This window comes from Mastigocladopsis repens PCC 10914, from assembly GCF_000315565.1.
GTDB lineage: Bacteria > Cyanobacteriota > Cyanobacteriia > Cyanobacteriales > Nostocaceae > Mastigocladopsis > Mastigocladopsis repens.
Map to the genome: position 1 here is coordinate 3,211,646 of NZ_JH992901.1, position 14,287 is coordinate 3,225,932.

Consider the following 14,287-nt stretch of genomic DNA (forward strand, 5'->3'; position numbering starts at 1 on the left):
CGTTTGCGCGCAGGATTTACTTCAGCAATGACTTTGAGAATTGCCAAGTCGCTTCAATGGAAAAATTCAAGATTTTGAGTATTTGTATCTGGTAGATACACCTACTTGTTTTTTGCCTTGCAACTCATTGATCGCAAGAAAAATGTAACTTTTGATTCTAGCAAAAATCTTCCGTATAAATAATGAACTTTTAGAAAGTATACTTTTGGCAGATGCGTATTACGGTATGAGGAGTCATTGAGCAAAAAACAGGATTAAGGCTGAAACTCTTACTACATGGTTGTTTTGGACGCTAGCCTATCGCAGATTTTGTGACCAAATAAAGAACTCAGAACTCAGGACTCAGTAGTCAGAATAATAAAAGGATGCTTGCCCCGTGCATTGATTTATGGAAAGAAGGCTGCCAAACTGAATCACCTGTCAGTATCAGTACAACAACATTAACAGTGTATAAGAGCCATAGTAAAAACTGTAGCAGTAGTCAATGCATCGTGGCGTTTCCTGCAACCCCTTATTCCTATCGCCAAAAGGGGGGACAACTGCAAACAAAAGTAGTTTTAGAAAAAGATTTCTCTCAACAGTTGAATTTATTTGCCGACTAAGCTGGTGATTGTGTGCAGCGCACAGCCCTTTGGGCGATGGCGCTTTGCGCCCGCCTCAAAGGGGCGATCGCCTTAATCAACTCATCAGGCTCTACAGGTTTGGAAATATGCATTTGAAAGCCGGCGGCGAGTGCTTGCTGCTGATTATACTCTCCTGCGTAGGCTGTCAGAGCGATCGCCAGTGTCTGTCCTCCACGTTCTGGTGACAAAGCCCTAATTTGACGCATCAACATATAACCATCCACATCTGGCATGCCAATATCAGAAAGCAGAACATCTGGTACTGACTGCTCAAAAGCTACCAGTGCTTCAGCAGCTGATCCCGCAATCGTGACTTCGGCTCCAGACTCTTCTAAAATGAAGGCAAGTAATTGTCGGATATCTGCTTCATCATCTACAATTAAGACACGCATACCAGAGAGTACGGCGTCTTGAATGGTAAGTGTATGGTCAGAATTTAACTCAGGATTCAGGACTTGCAACTGTGAACTATCAGTGACTGGTAGCCTGACTGTAAATGTCGCCCCCTGTCCTTCTCCTGCACTTTCTACTCCCACAGAGCCACCATGCATTTCTGTCAAATAGCGTACAATTGCCAGTCCCAGCCCTAGTCCGCCAAACTGACGGGTTGTGCTGCTGTTTTCTTGCCGGAAGTACTCGAATACATAAGGCAGAAACTCTGGATTAATCCCTTTTCCAGTATCCCTGATTTGAATTTGAGCAAAACACCCAACTCGCTCTAAGCGGATTTCCACTCGTCCCCCCTTGGGTGTGAATTTGACAGCGTTTGAGAGCAGATTCCAAACGACTTGTTGTAAGCGATTAGTATCTCCTAATACCACTCCTACATCAGTGTTCAGGATCGTTTGAATTTGAATTGTTTTTGCTTCTGCTGCCAAACGAACCGTTTCGATTGCGGCTTCAATTGTCGCAACCAAATTGACTGGGAAGTCATTCAAAACCAGTTTGCCACGCAAAATCCGAGAAACATCTAACAAGTCTTCAATCAGTTGCGCTTGTAACTTGGCATTTCGCTCAATAGTTTCTAAGGCACGGTTCGTGGCTTTTTCATCATACTTGCGCGTCCGCAGCATTTGTGCCCAACCGAGTATAGGGTTGAGAGGCGATCGCAATTCATGAGAAAGCACCGCCAAAAACTCATCTTTAATGCGGTTAGCAGATTCCGCTTCGGCTCGTGCAGCTTGCTCTCTTTCCAACAGTTGTTGCGCTTGAGCTTGTGTCCGCTTGAGTTCAGTCACATCAATTGCAGTGACGCCAACCCCTAATACTTGACTATCAGGCAAACAAACAGGATAATAGTTAACTAGGCTATGGCGATAGACCCCTGGTGGATTGGTTTCTCCACTGATCTCCTGATTCAACAGAGGTTCTTTAGTTTGCATCACTTGCTCAAGAATAGGTGCAATTTCGGGTGCCCATTGGGGCAGAACTTCCCCAAGAGTGCGACCCAAATGTTCACTCAACGGCAAACCATTAATTCCTGCTAGCGCTTCATTGACATGAATGTAGCGCAGATCCCGGTCTAAAAAAGCGATACCGATAGGTGCGCTAGCAAGTAAAGCATTGAGCAGGGTTTCACTCTGACGTAGTGCTTCTTCTGCACGCTTGCGTTCGGTTAGGTCAATGGCGAAGAAAACTCCAGTTTCTGAATTATCTAAGAATAATGCACCGCCGATGAGAACTGGAATATGCCGACCATCCTTATGGATATACTCTTTCTCGAAAGGCGTGACAATGCCTTTGTCTTGAATCTCAGCCAAGGCGCGCTCATCAACATGGATTGATTGCGGTGGAGTCATCTGACGCCAATTGATCACTCCTGCTTCCAGTTCTTGTCTATTGTAGCCAATGAGGTTGAGCAGAGCATCATTAGCATCAAGGATGGTGCCCGCTCGCGTCCAGATGCCCATTGCCACCATGTTACACTCGAAGGTGCGACGGAATTTAGCTTCGCTTTGCTGCAGTGCCTCCTCGGCAAATTTGCGTTCGCTAATATCCTGTAAGATACCGTCCCAAAGCACGGCTCCATCCGGTTGCTGTTGCGCTCTTGCGATTCCTTGTATCCATTTTATCTTCCCAGAGGGAGTCACAATGCGGAACTCGTGTTGCCAGCGTTCCCCTGTATAGGCATGAACGTTGATAGAATCTCTAAAGGCAGCTAGGTCGTCTGGATGAACACTTTGCCACGCCAGTGAGGAATTGTGCTGAACAAGATGTGGCTCTATTTCAAAAACGTTTAGCCAACTTGAACTAATGTAGGTAAACTTATCTGTATCATCTGGGTTGCGACGGTACTGATAAATCACTCCTGGCACATTCTCTGCGAGTTTGGCAAACCGTTCTTCCGACTGTCGCAGGGCTTCTTGTGCAATTTTGCGTTGGGTAATATCACGAAAATAAACAGCAAGTCCCTTATCAGAGGGATAGGCACGGACTTCTATCGATATATTGTAAGGTTGGTAAAATTCTTCAAAATCAACTGTCACTTGCTCGGCAACAGCTCGCCGAAATTCTCGTTCAAACGTGGTACCTACTACATCCGGAAAAACGTCCCAGATTTGCTGATCCAGCAACTCTTCCCGCGTTTTTTGCAAAAGCCGTGCTGCTTCTTGGTTGATATAAGTGTAGCGCCACTGCTGATCAAAGGCAACAAAAGCATCACTGATGCTCTCAAGAATATCACTAATCTCTACATATGCTGTTTCTGCCTCAACACACAACTCTTGCTCGTGTGCCATTTCCTCAGACAATTTAGATAGCTTCAGGTTAGTATCAATCCTGGCAACCTCTTCGCGGGTAGAAAATGGCTTGATGAGGTTATCATCTGCCCCAGATTGTAGCCCTTTTACACGCAATTCTTCTCCAGATCTTGCAGAAAGTACACCCAAGAAGGCAGTCTTTGCTTTCTCAAGCCCTGCAATAGCTTCAGCTTGTTTGCCTGCTTCATAGGCGCGGACATTAGCAACTGCGATGGCAATATGACTAGTCATCATTTCTAGGAAGCTGCGGTAATCCTCATCAAGGGGACGACAGGGGTTAATACCTGCAACCAGAAATCCAGCCGGACGCTCTAGACCTGGTGCAGCAATTGGGATGACCAGTGCCGAGTGGGGGGGTTTTCCCCAAGGTTCGCTCGTCCGAACGCGAAACCGTGTGTTTAGTTTCACAAGTTCAGGTTTCCCTGTGAGCGCCACTCGTGATAACATCAAGTCATGGTCTTCCTCTGTCAAGTCAAGGAACCGAGAACTTGCTAATGTATCGCCTTCCAAGCGAACTGTCTCTACTAAACGGGCTTGCTCTTTAGGAGAATCAAGCAGATAGAGCAACGCAAAGGGGATGTCTGCGGGGTTGTTGGCTAAGACTTCTGCGGCGATCGCACAAATCTCTTCGGCTGTTTTAGCTTTGGTGACTTCCGCGACGAAAGCACCTTGCATCCGGTGACGGCGCTCCCCTATGACGCGTTGGGTCGTCTCGTTAACGGTGTTAAAGATGCCACCCACTGCCCCCGATTCATCGCGCACTGGGGTGTACGAAAAGGTAAAATAACATTCTTCAAGATAGCCGTTACGATCAATCAGAACGAGTTGGTCATCTGACCAACTCGCCTCGCCAGTCGCTCTAACCCGGTCAAGGTGCAGACTAGTAAAGTCCCAAACCTCTTGCCAACACTCACAGCCTCTTTGTCCCAGACTTTTGGGATGTTTGGCTCCGAGAATGGGGCGGTAAGAATCGTTGTAGAAGTGTATATATTCTGATCCCCAAAGTATCTGCATGGGGGTTCTTGCAGCCAACAGGATTTTCACCGCCAGTCGTAAGCTCTCGGACCAATATTCTACTGGACCTAGCGGTGTTTGTGCCCAGTTGAACGTCCGCATCAGCGCAGCCATTTCGCTGTCACCAGCAAATATTTCCTCAAGGGAAGTTGCTTGTTGGGTCACTGTTCGCGCTCCTCGTGGGGCAAGTGTTTGAGCAAAAGGTGTTTTTCGCAATCTTTCGTCTTAACTACTAGGCTGACAATCTTCGCTATTGGTAGCACAAAAGGTTTTACTAACTCAGTTTTCCAACAAAGTCGTTGCAAACTAACCCCCCACTTGGCAACAAATCTCTCCTGGGTTAATTCCATCTCAGACTAGTGTACTCGAATGAGTTTGCCTGTTGTCGGCTGCGAAGCCTTGAGCATTTTCCTGCGCCACTAGAACACCTTCTGGTAAAGAATATAACTTATATTCTTTACTAAGGGTGATATATCTTAAAGTTTATGCCAAGACTGCGGGGTGATTTTAACACGGTTACTGCTTTCTTTCTCTGCTTACCCTCTATTCAAGGCTTCCTAGCCACCATTCCATACATCAAGGGCAAATTCGGCACATCCTCAGGTGGAAACATCCGGCGTCCGGAGGCTTCACGCATCCGCTCAAATAATTTACAACCATTGGAGTAGGGGTACTCTTTCAAAACTTCAAGAGTGAGTCCAGCTTGTAACAGCGCAGTGACGATATCACCGATACCCCATTGAAACTCGTGGACACGGTAAGGATTGCGAAAATTCTCAATACCCGTTTCATAGCCCCAAGGAGCCAACGCCCCACTAGATTCGGCTACGTAATCCCCTACACCATCTTCCCAAGTTAGGGGTTTTCCTTCTCTAAAGTAAGGAAACTTGTGGCTATAATCCCGCTCAAACATCATAGCCACAGGGTGGAAATCTACCACAACAAACCGTCCGCAAGGTTTGAGAACATTTGCAATTCTCTTTGCCCAGAAGTTCAGATGAGATATCCAACAAACTGCACCGTAAGACGAGAAAGCAATATCAAATTGCTCGCCTCGCTTTGCTGTCTCTTCCAGCCAATCAAACACGTCTGCACGATAAAAGGACGCTGGAATTCCAGCTTCTTGTGAGAGTTTTTGAGCAAAGGCGATCGCTTCATCACTTATATCCACACCAGTGACAATAGCACCCAGTCGCACTAAACTCAAGGTATCTTGTCCAGCGTTGCACTGAAGATGAACCAATGATAAGCCAGCAATATCTCCTAAAAGTTCTTTTTCTTCTGGAAAGAGGGTGCTTCCTCCTTCCTGAAAAAACTTTGCCTGATTGCCCTTATGGCTATTATGTCCCTTGGTCGCTTCATTCCAAGACAAACGGTTTTCTTGGTGCAGTTCCTTTCTCAAGTCTGTGCTTGTCATAGTCTGGCACTCTCTGTCGAGAGCGAAACATATGCTATTAAATTTTTGCATAATTAAAGAACATTGAAGAAATCAATGTTCTTTAATTCGTTTCAGTTTATTAACTTAATGTTTATTTTCTAGCAATCACCCACACTGCGTGTATAATTCCAGGAATATAACCAAAAAGCGTCAAAAGTATATTAATCCAAAAGTCTATACCAATACCGACTTGCAAAAACACTCCTAGAGGCGGCAGAAAAATAGCACAGATAAGCCGAACTATATCCATTGCTCCCTCCTATACATATCAAAACGAGCAAGATTTTTGTACTTATTAAACATAACATTTATGCCCTAAAGCAGCAGGTTTGCGGAGTTCGGTAAACTGCACTGCCTAACCTCCACTGATTTTAGCTTTGTAACCCAGCTTAATCAAAATCTCGAGAATTTTCTGCTTGTGGTCGCCTTGAATTTCAATTTCGTTGTCTTTAACTGTACCTCCTGACCCGCACTGGGTTTTTAACTGCTTGAGCAAGGCTTGTAAGGTTTCTGGTTTGGATTGAAAGCCAGTAATGACCGTGACGGTTTTCCCCTTGCGTCCGGCGCGGGTAGCTTGCACGCGCGGGTTTTGCTGTTGAGGGGGTAGTTCTTGTATTGGTCTTTGTAGGGCGGCGGACATTGGTCTTTGTAGGGCGGCGGAGTTATCGTTGCCAAATTCCCGGTAAACAAGACGGTTTTCGGAGGATTTTGGATTGGATGAAGACATAAATTTAATTTAACGAATCACAACAGATGCAGATATTGTAGGGAATAAAAGGGAGAGAGAGTTTTATATATAATTATGGTCGTTATGTCATTCTAGCTTGTCTCGTGACTACTACTCCCCTACCCTCCGGTTCTCAATCAACTACCCAACGTCCTGATACTCAAGGACGTTTTGGTCGCTTTGGTGGTAAGTACGTTCCTGAAACCCTAATGCCTGCTCTTGCTGAGTTAGAAACAGCTTACCAGCAATACCGAGACGAGTCAGGTTTTCAAGCTGAATTGCAACAGTTGCTGCGGGATTATGTAGGACGTGCGACACCATTGTATTTCGCCGAACGCCTTTCTGCACACTATGCCCAACCGGATGGCAACGGAGCAAAAATTTACTTAAAGCGTGAGGATTTAAATCACACTGGTGCTCACAAAATCAATAATGCACTTGGTCAGGTCTTGTTGGCGAAGCGCATGGGTAAACAGCGCATTATTGCCGAAACGGGTGCTGGACAACATGGGGTAGCAACGGCTACAGTTTGCGCTCGTTTTGGACTACAATGCGTCATTTATATGGGCGTTCACGACATGGAACGTCAAGCTTTAAATGTGTTTAGAATGCGGTTGATGGGAGCAGAAGTACGTCCAGTGGCTGCGGGAACGGGTACGCTTAAGGATGCGACTTCTGAGGCAATTCGGGATTGGGTGACGAATGTGGAAACGACTCACTACATCTTGGGTTCGGTAGCCGGACCCCATCCATACCCGATGATGGTACGTGATTTCCATACGGTGATTGGACAAGAAACTCGCGCTCAGGCTTTGGAAAAGTGGGGAGGAATACCTGATATTCTTTTAGCTTGTGTTGGCGGTGGTTCAAATGCGATGGGCTTATTTCATGAGTTTGTCAATGAGCCGTCTGTACGGTTAATTGGTGTGGAGGCTGCTGGTGAAGGAGTCAATACAGATAAACACGCAGCAACCTTGACAAAAGGAGCAATTGGTGTATTACATGGGGCAATGAGTTACCTGCTGCAAAATGAGGATGGGCAAGTTATTGAAGCGCATTCGGTGAGTGCTGGGTTAGATTATCCTGGTGTAGGTCCAGAACACAGCTATTTGAAAGATTCGGGTCGTGCAGAGTATTATAGTGTTACAGACCAAGAAGCTTTGGCAGCTTTCCAGCGGCTTTCACGGTTGGAGGGCATCATACCCGCCCTAGAAACGGCTCATGCAATAGCTTACCTGGAAACCTTGTGTCCACAACTTAGCGGCAATCCCCGGATTGTGATAAACTGCTCCGGACGCGGCGATAAGGATGTGCAAACGGTGGCTCAGTTTTTAAATGCTGACTAAACAAACCCAAGACTTTTTAGGTTGTCCAAAGTATGGAGAATAACCACACGCAAATCATAAGCAACGAACTTTGTAGCGGATGTCTTGTATGAGTTAAACGTAAAACCCACAGCAAATTCATCCGCTATATTATGTTACCTATATGTTGCTGACTTTTTGAGTTTGGCGGTTTTTTTCTAAATAACAATGCATTCCCAAGATTGTCATTAAAAACTCTTGACGCAAATCTTGGCTTATGCAATGATTTGCTAACTTCTTGAATACTGAAAACTATACAGTATATCAAGAAACAAAAAACCAGGGTGTGCGTCTGATAACTCTACACACTACGTAATTCTCCATGTTTCGACAAACTGCTTTTGGCATTGCTTTAAGTATGCTTGTCCTTGCGAGTGGATTATCATCCACTTCTATACCAGGTCAAACCTCTACAAATAAATCAGACCACAATAAGGTGTTGTCGATTGCATCACGTCAGGTTACATCACCTATTCGTCCTAAATCTACTGATTTAGAAAGGTCAGTTTTTGACCAAATTAATCGATATCGAGCTTCTAGAGGTCTGCCAAAGCTCTCCCTAAATACAAAAATCTCTCGGCTAGCAAGGATTCATAGTCAAAATATGGCTAACGGTAAAGTTCCGTTTAGCCATCAGGGATTTAGAAGGAGAGTTAGTGCTATTCCTCTTCGCTACAGAAGTGCTGCGGAAAATGTCGCTTTTAACCTAGGATATAGCGACCCCGCTCAGGAAGCTGTTAGTGGTTGGCTCCACAGTCCTGACCATCTCGTTAACATCAAAGGCAGTTACAATATGACTGGAATTGGTGTCGCGACTAATAGCCAAGGCGAAGTTTACCTGACGCAAATTTTCCTTCGCAGTCCTAGATAATTCTGGGAATCGATTCGTTGTGAGCGCTTAAGCGCTCACGACAAACGTAGATAATATAGGTATTTAACCGAACTCAATCTGATTCATGGAAGACTTTCAGGTTTGCGATCGCGACCTTAATAACGCTACTCTGTCTCATTATCTACAAGCAGAAGTGATCGCTGTAGATACCGAGACTATGGGATTAGTACCACAACGCGATCGCTTGTGTCTCGTCCAGTTGTGCAACAGTGAAGGCAAAGTCACTGCGATTCGTATTGCTAAAGGTCAAACTGAAGCCCCAAACTTAAAAAAACTCTTAGAAGCGACAAATGTCCTTAAGGTCTTTCACTTTGCGCGTTTTGACATTGCTACGTTACGTTACAATTTAGGCATTCATGTCGCTCCTATTTTCTGTACCAAAATTGCTAGTAAGTTAGCCCGTACCTACACTCAACGCCATGGACTCAAGGATGTTGTGCAAGAGTTGGAACAGGTAGAACTCGATAAAAGCGCTCAAAGTTCTGACTGGGGAAACGCTGCTCATTTATCCGAAGCACAACTGAGTTACGCTGCTAATGATGTGCGCCACTTAATTAACGTGCGGCAGAAATTAATCCAAATGCTGAAACGAGAAGAACGCTGGGAACTTGCTCAAGAATGCTTCCGGTGTTTACCAACGATGGTTTCCTTGGATTTGTTGCAATTCAAAGACTTGTTTGAACATTAACAGTCTTGGTCCTTTGTCATTTGTAAATAGCAAATGACCAATGACAAAGGACAAAAGACTAATGACTAAACGTCTTTTTGTTGGGTTTCTGCGTGATTTTTCAAACGATCAACAACATTGTAGTCATCTGCGCCAGCAGGAGTTCTTGATTCTATCGTTCCCTCGGTAGGACCGCCGACTGCCTTCCATGCTGCCAAACCGCCTTTAAGTTCAGATACATGCTCAAACCCGGCACTTCTGAGCAATTGTGCAGCTTGAGCAGTTTCTTCGTCATTTTGACCGTAAACGTAGATATCACGGCTTTTTGCCAAAGATGGTACAGCTCGGTCTACCAATTCATCGATTGGATAAGGCATCGCGCCCATGATCCGACCTAAATTATAGGCATCGCGATCGCGCACATCTAGAATTGTAAAAGCAGGTTCGCCCCACTCCAAACGAGATTTGAGGACATGAACATTAGACTGTGGGTCAATTGGTGGCTGTGGGGGAATAACGCCGCCTACTAAATTATCCACAGTATTCTTCGCTGATTCCACAGTATTCTTCGCTGATTCCATCGTGTTCCTCCCTAATTAGATTAGACGCCTTGCAAAAGCCGCAAAAGCCTTTGTGCGCTAACATACAAACAAACGCGCTCTGACTGCGCGTCTCCAAATTAGTCAGCACACCCTCTACAGCCCTTTCATCCTCTATTTAAGAGGAAAACAGCGTGATAACACAACGCCTAATTCACTAAGTGCTTTTGCAAGATTTGTATTCACTGTCCAAAATTTACCTGAGAAGAGCACTCCAATTGCTCTTTCTTGAGAATGAAGATTGGCAATCTCCGTCTAATGGTAGACTGGCTTACCGGAGTTGCTGACTAAGAATAAGTTGTATTAATTTTTATGTCATTATCTTTTGCTTCCATAATTTCCTAATAAAAAATACATAGAAAAACAACAGAAATGTCTGAAAAAATCACAACAATCCTTGGTGCTGATGGGGAAGAAATTTATATCCAATACGACGAGCAAGACAGTGATGAACTTCAAGCTGTTGGATATATTGATGACATCAAAGAAAGAACCGAAAGATTGACAAAAATGACAGTCAGTACTGTACGCAGCTATTCAAAACTGGTACTAGACAGTGTGAAAGAAGGAATAACTCATACCACCGCACCAACTAAGGTGACATTGGAATTTGGTTTACAAGCAGGAGGAGAAACAGGAGTTCCCTTTGTGACCAAGGGAACAGCACAAGCTAATGTTAAAGTCACTATAGAGTGGGATTTCAGTAAAGCTAAACAGCAAATACCGCCCACTCCTTAATTTCTGGGTTCTCACCATGAGTCATTACACCTTGGATCAACTCAGAGAATCGATGGTGAAAATTCTCAACCCTAATTCGCCCAAGGGAGAGATTGCGGGTTCTGGATTCATCATCCGCCCTGATGGCTATCTGGTGACTTGTCATCATGTTATCTATTTGTTGGATTCACTCCAGGTAGAGTATCACGGCGAAATTTACGAGGCGCAGTGGTGCGAAGAACTTTCAAACCCAGAGATTGATATTGCTATTCTCAAAATAAATGTCACAAATGCCAAGGCAGTTCCGATTGTTCCGATTATCAATCCTCAACAGCTATCAACATCGGTAACAGTCTATGGATTTCCGCCTGCTAAAAAGAAAAATTTTCCCGAAGGGTTCGCTGTCTCTGCTCAAAGTATTGATCGCAGTGCGCCTCTCAAGACTGTCTCTACTTATGGGACTCAGGAAATAAAATTTACTAACTCTTGGAATAAACTCCCTCAGGAAACATCTACTTTTCTCTCGCATCGAATTGATGCCAAGGTGGAGTCTGGAACGAGTGGCGGAGCAGTTTTTGCTGAAGAATTAGGTGGAGTGGTGGGTGTTATCCAATGCAGCAAAAGCGATGAAAGTTATGTCATTCGCTGGGACAATATTACAGCCCAATTAGACCAACTAGGACTAGAGCCAGAGAAAAATGCTGTTTGTCAATTCCTGCAAGAGATTGAAGACTATTTTAAATACATTAAGCTTTTCCACACCCAGCAGCCAATTCTCCTGAAAGAACAATATATTCCCATTCAAGTCAGCTTGGAAACAAAACGCAAAGATGTAGAAAACTTCTGGGAATATGGGGAATCTGAAGCCGAACTCAAACGCGCCTACGCCCTCAAACGCATGGGTGAAGAATCTCAGCGGACACAAGTTGACTGGGAAGAGGCAAAAAAACAGAATCAAAAAATTATGGTTCTGGCTGACCCAGGTATGGGAAAATCTACTTTATTAAGGATGGAAGCTGGGTTAACGGCTCAAGCACAAAGGCAGAAGTTATTAGCTAGAACTCATGCTAATCCTGTTGTGCAAGCAGAGGGAGCCAAACCTCACCCCAACCCTCTCCTTGTAGGAGAGGGAGTTATAGATGATGTGATATTTCCGCTATTTATCAGGCTATCTGATTTAGATGAACAAGCGGGTGAAATTATAGACACAATAATACCTATCATACAAAGAGACTACCCGAAAACCGCACCACTGGTCAAGCATTTATTAGAGGAGAAATTGAAAAATGGCAAATGTCTGCTGCTTTTAGACACTTTAGATGAAGTGCTAAAAGAACATCGCAATGACTTAAAAGAAAAGCTGAACCGATTTACCAAAAATTATCCCTGTCCGATAATTTGCACTTCCCGAATTGTGGGTTATGGTGGCGCTTTTGTGGAAAGTGCTAAGGAAGTGGAAATCGTCCCTTTTAGCCAAAAGCAAACAGAACAGTATATTGAAACCTGGTTCACCAATGCTGCGGGTTACATTGAGGATGATTCGGTTTCAGCAGAGAAACTCATTGAAGAATTGCGGCATAAACCCCAAATTACAGGATTAGCACAAAATCCCTTACTTTTATCCTTGCTGTGTAGTTTGTATCAAGAAAAAGGGCTGACACTTCCTGCACAACGGACTCAGGTTTATGCAAAAGCCGTGGATTATATGTTGAGCAAATGGCGGAGTGACAATCATAGACAATCATCGTCTGATGGTTGGGTTATCGCCAAAATTCAATTATTAGAATCACTGGCATATCAATTTAGCTGCGAAGGCAAAGAAATTTTTTCGCTACGGGAACTGCGGGACAAAATTGAAAAATTTCTGCGAGGTGAGAGTTGCAGTGATTTCAGAAATGCCACAGCCGCCAATTTAATGAAAGAACTGTGTGAGGAAGATGGCATCATCCAAAAATTGGCAAGGCAAGGAGAGCAATACCTGTTCCTCCATCGGACTTTTCAGGAGTATTTGACGGCTTCTTATTTGAAGAATGCCAGTAATGGTATTGCGTTGGCGAGAGAACACTTCTGGGAATACGACTGGCATGAAACTTTGACTTTACTCGCGGGGTTGATGGAAAATCCAATTCCCTTGCTGGAAGCTATCACCAATGAAAAAGATGATATTTTTAAAACGCTGTTGTTATTGGCTGGTCGTGCTGCTGCTGAATGCAAAGAAAATAATCATCCTTTGATTGCTAAGATTATCAACAGGATTTACCAGTTTTGGCAGTCTTACTTAGATCCCTATTTTATCACATCACGAGATGCTAGTTTCATCACATCAACTGTTGTGATGCTCGGTCAAGTCAACTCGCAGATGTGCCAGAAGCTGCGAGAAACCCTCAACGACTCAGACTGGTACGTGAGAATCTATGCGGTAAATGCTTTGGTTAAGATTGGCAACTCCCAAGCTGTAGATGTTTTAATTGCTGCCCTCAACGACTCAGACTCGGACGTGAGAAGCAACGCGGCATCAGCTTTGGGTAATATTGGCAACTCCCAAGGTGTAGATGCTTTAATTGCTGCCCTCAACCACTCAAACTGGGTCGTGAGAAGCCACGCGGCAGATGCTTTAATTGCTGCCCTCAACGACTCAAACTGGGACGTGAGAAGGAACGCGGCATCTGCTTTGGCTTATATTGGCAACTCCCAAGGTGTAGATGCTTTAATTGCTGCCCTCAACCACTCAAACTGGGTCGTGAGATGCCAAGCGGCATCTGCTTTGGGTAATATTGGCAACTCCCAAGCTGTAGATGCTTTAATTGCTGCCCTCAACCACTCAGACTCGCGCGTGAGAAGCAACGCGGCATCTGCTTTGCGTGATATTGGCAACTCCCAAGCTGTGGATGCTTTAATTGCTGCCCTCAACGACTCAGACTCGGGCGTAAGATGGTACGCGGCATCAGCTTTGGTTAAGATTGGCTCCTCTCAAGGTGTAGATGCTTTAATTGCTGCCCTCAACGACTCAAACTGGGACGTGAGAAGGAACGCGGCATCTGCTTTGGCTTATATTGGCAACTCCCAAGGTGTAGATGCTTTAATTGCTGCCCTCAACCACTCAGACTCGTACGTGAGATCGAACGCGGCATCAGCTTTGGGTAAAATTGGCTCCTCCCAAGGTGTAGATGCTTTAATTGCTGCCCTCAACCACTCAGACTCGCACGTGAGATCGAACGCGGCAGATGCTTTGGGTAAAATTGGCAATCCAGAAACTTTGGCAAAGCTGATCCAATTCCCTGAAATAAACATTTATGATCGTGACATATTTGTCTTAGCAAGGACATTGGCGATCCGATTCAGCAAGCAGGGACTACTCAGCGAACGGGGAAAGCCTTTGATTCCTGTCTATCCTGAGTTAGTGAAATTCATACCCATATGGGCATTTGTGAAGCGCCACATCCGATTTTAGATTTTGTCTTTTCGCTTTTTGATTTAGATTGATTTA

11 protein-coding genes are annotated in these 14,287 nt (G+C 44.7%); 6 read left to right on the top strand and 5 right to left on the bottom strand.

The features are described from left to right. The first annotated feature begins 365 nt into the window (after positions 1–365). Positions 366–602: a hypothetical protein gene (locus tag MAS10914_RS34300; protein ID WP_156818170.1), complete on the top strand. Its 237-nt coding sequence runs from the start codon at positions 366–368 to the stop codon at positions 600–602. Here MAS10914_RS34300 and MAS10914_RS32875 read toward each other — a convergent pair. The 4 genes from MAS10914_RS32875 to MAS10914_RS0116425 all read right to left on the bottom strand — a co-directional run bounded on the left by MAS10914_RS32875 (position 599) and on the right by MAS10914_RS0116425 (position 6,561). Continuing rightward, positions 599–4,561, bottom strand: coding sequence for a PAS domain-containing protein (locus MAS10914_RS32875; RefSeq protein ID WP_017317036.1), 3,963 nt, complete (start codon positions 4,559–4,561; stop codon positions 599–601). The genes MAS10914_RS34300 and MAS10914_RS32875 overlap by 4 nt on opposite strands. A gap of 382 nt (positions 4,562–4,943) precedes the next feature. Next, positions 4,944–5,813 carry a class I SAM-dependent methyltransferase gene (locus tag MAS10914_RS0116415; protein ID WP_017317038.1) on the bottom strand — a complete coding sequence of 290 codons (870 nt, stop codon included), beginning with the start codon at positions 5,811–5,813 and terminating at the stop codon, positions 4,944–4,946. 112 nt (positions 5,814–5,925) lie between these two features. Next, positions 5,926–6,084, bottom strand: coding sequence for a YqaE/Pmp3 family membrane protein (locus MAS10914_RS32880; protein ID WP_017317039.1), 159 nt, complete (start codon positions 6,082–6,084; stop codon positions 5,926–5,928). A gap of 105 nt (positions 6,085–6,189) precedes the next feature. Next, positions 6,190–6,561, bottom strand: a complete 372-nt coding sequence (locus tag MAS10914_RS0116425) for a translation initiation factor (RefSeq protein ID WP_026082601.1) — start codon at positions 6,559–6,561, stop codon at positions 6,190–6,192. Between the two features lie 104 nt (positions 6,562–6,665). On the opposite strand from MAS10914_RS0116425, the gene trpB reads away from it, so the two are divergent. The 3 genes from trpB to MAS10914_RS0116440 all read left to right on the top strand — a co-directional run bounded on the left by trpB (position 6,666) and on the right by MAS10914_RS0116440 (position 9,505). Further along, positions 6,666–7,907, top strand: coding sequence for a tryptophan synthase subunit beta (trpB, locus tag MAS10914_RS0116430; RefSeq protein ID WP_017317041.1), 1,242 nt, complete (start codon positions 6,666–6,668; stop codon positions 7,905–7,907). Between the two features lie 340 nt (positions 7,908–8,247). Further along, complete coding sequence (locus MAS10914_RS0116435) at positions 8,248–8,796, top strand: CAP domain-containing protein (protein ID WP_017317042.1); 549 nt, start codon at positions 8,248–8,250, stop codon at positions 8,794–8,796. 85 nt (positions 8,797–8,881) lie between these two features. Then, positions 8,882–9,505 (top strand): ribonuclease H-like domain-containing protein, encoded by a 624-nt coding sequence (locus tag MAS10914_RS0116440; RefSeq protein WP_017317043.1) that lies wholly within the window; start codon positions 8,882–8,884, stop codon positions 9,503–9,505. A 65-nt stretch (positions 9,506–9,570) separates the two neighbouring features. Here the strand turns inward: MAS10914_RS0116440 and MAS10914_RS0116445 are convergent, their stop codons facing one another. Beyond that, on the bottom strand, positions 9,571–10,065 hold the full coding sequence (locus tag MAS10914_RS0116445) for a rhodanese-like domain-containing protein (RefSeq protein WP_017317044.1): 495 nt from the start codon (positions 10,063–10,065) through the stop codon (positions 9,571–9,573). Positions 10,066–10,455: 390 nt separating this feature from the next. On the opposite strand from MAS10914_RS0116445, the gene MAS10914_RS0116450 reads away from it, so the two are divergent. Then, complete coding sequence (locus MAS10914_RS0116450) at positions 10,456–10,821, top strand: CU044_2847 family protein (protein ID WP_017317045.1); 366 nt, start codon at positions 10,456–10,458, stop codon at positions 10,819–10,821. A gap of 16 nt (positions 10,822–10,837) precedes the next feature. Beyond that, on the top strand, positions 10,838–14,251 hold the full coding sequence (locus MAS10914_RS0116455) for a HEAT repeat domain-containing protein (protein ID WP_017317046.1): 3,414 nt from the start codon (positions 10,838–10,840) through the stop codon (positions 14,249–14,251). Positions 14,252–14,287: the final 36 nt, after the last annotated feature.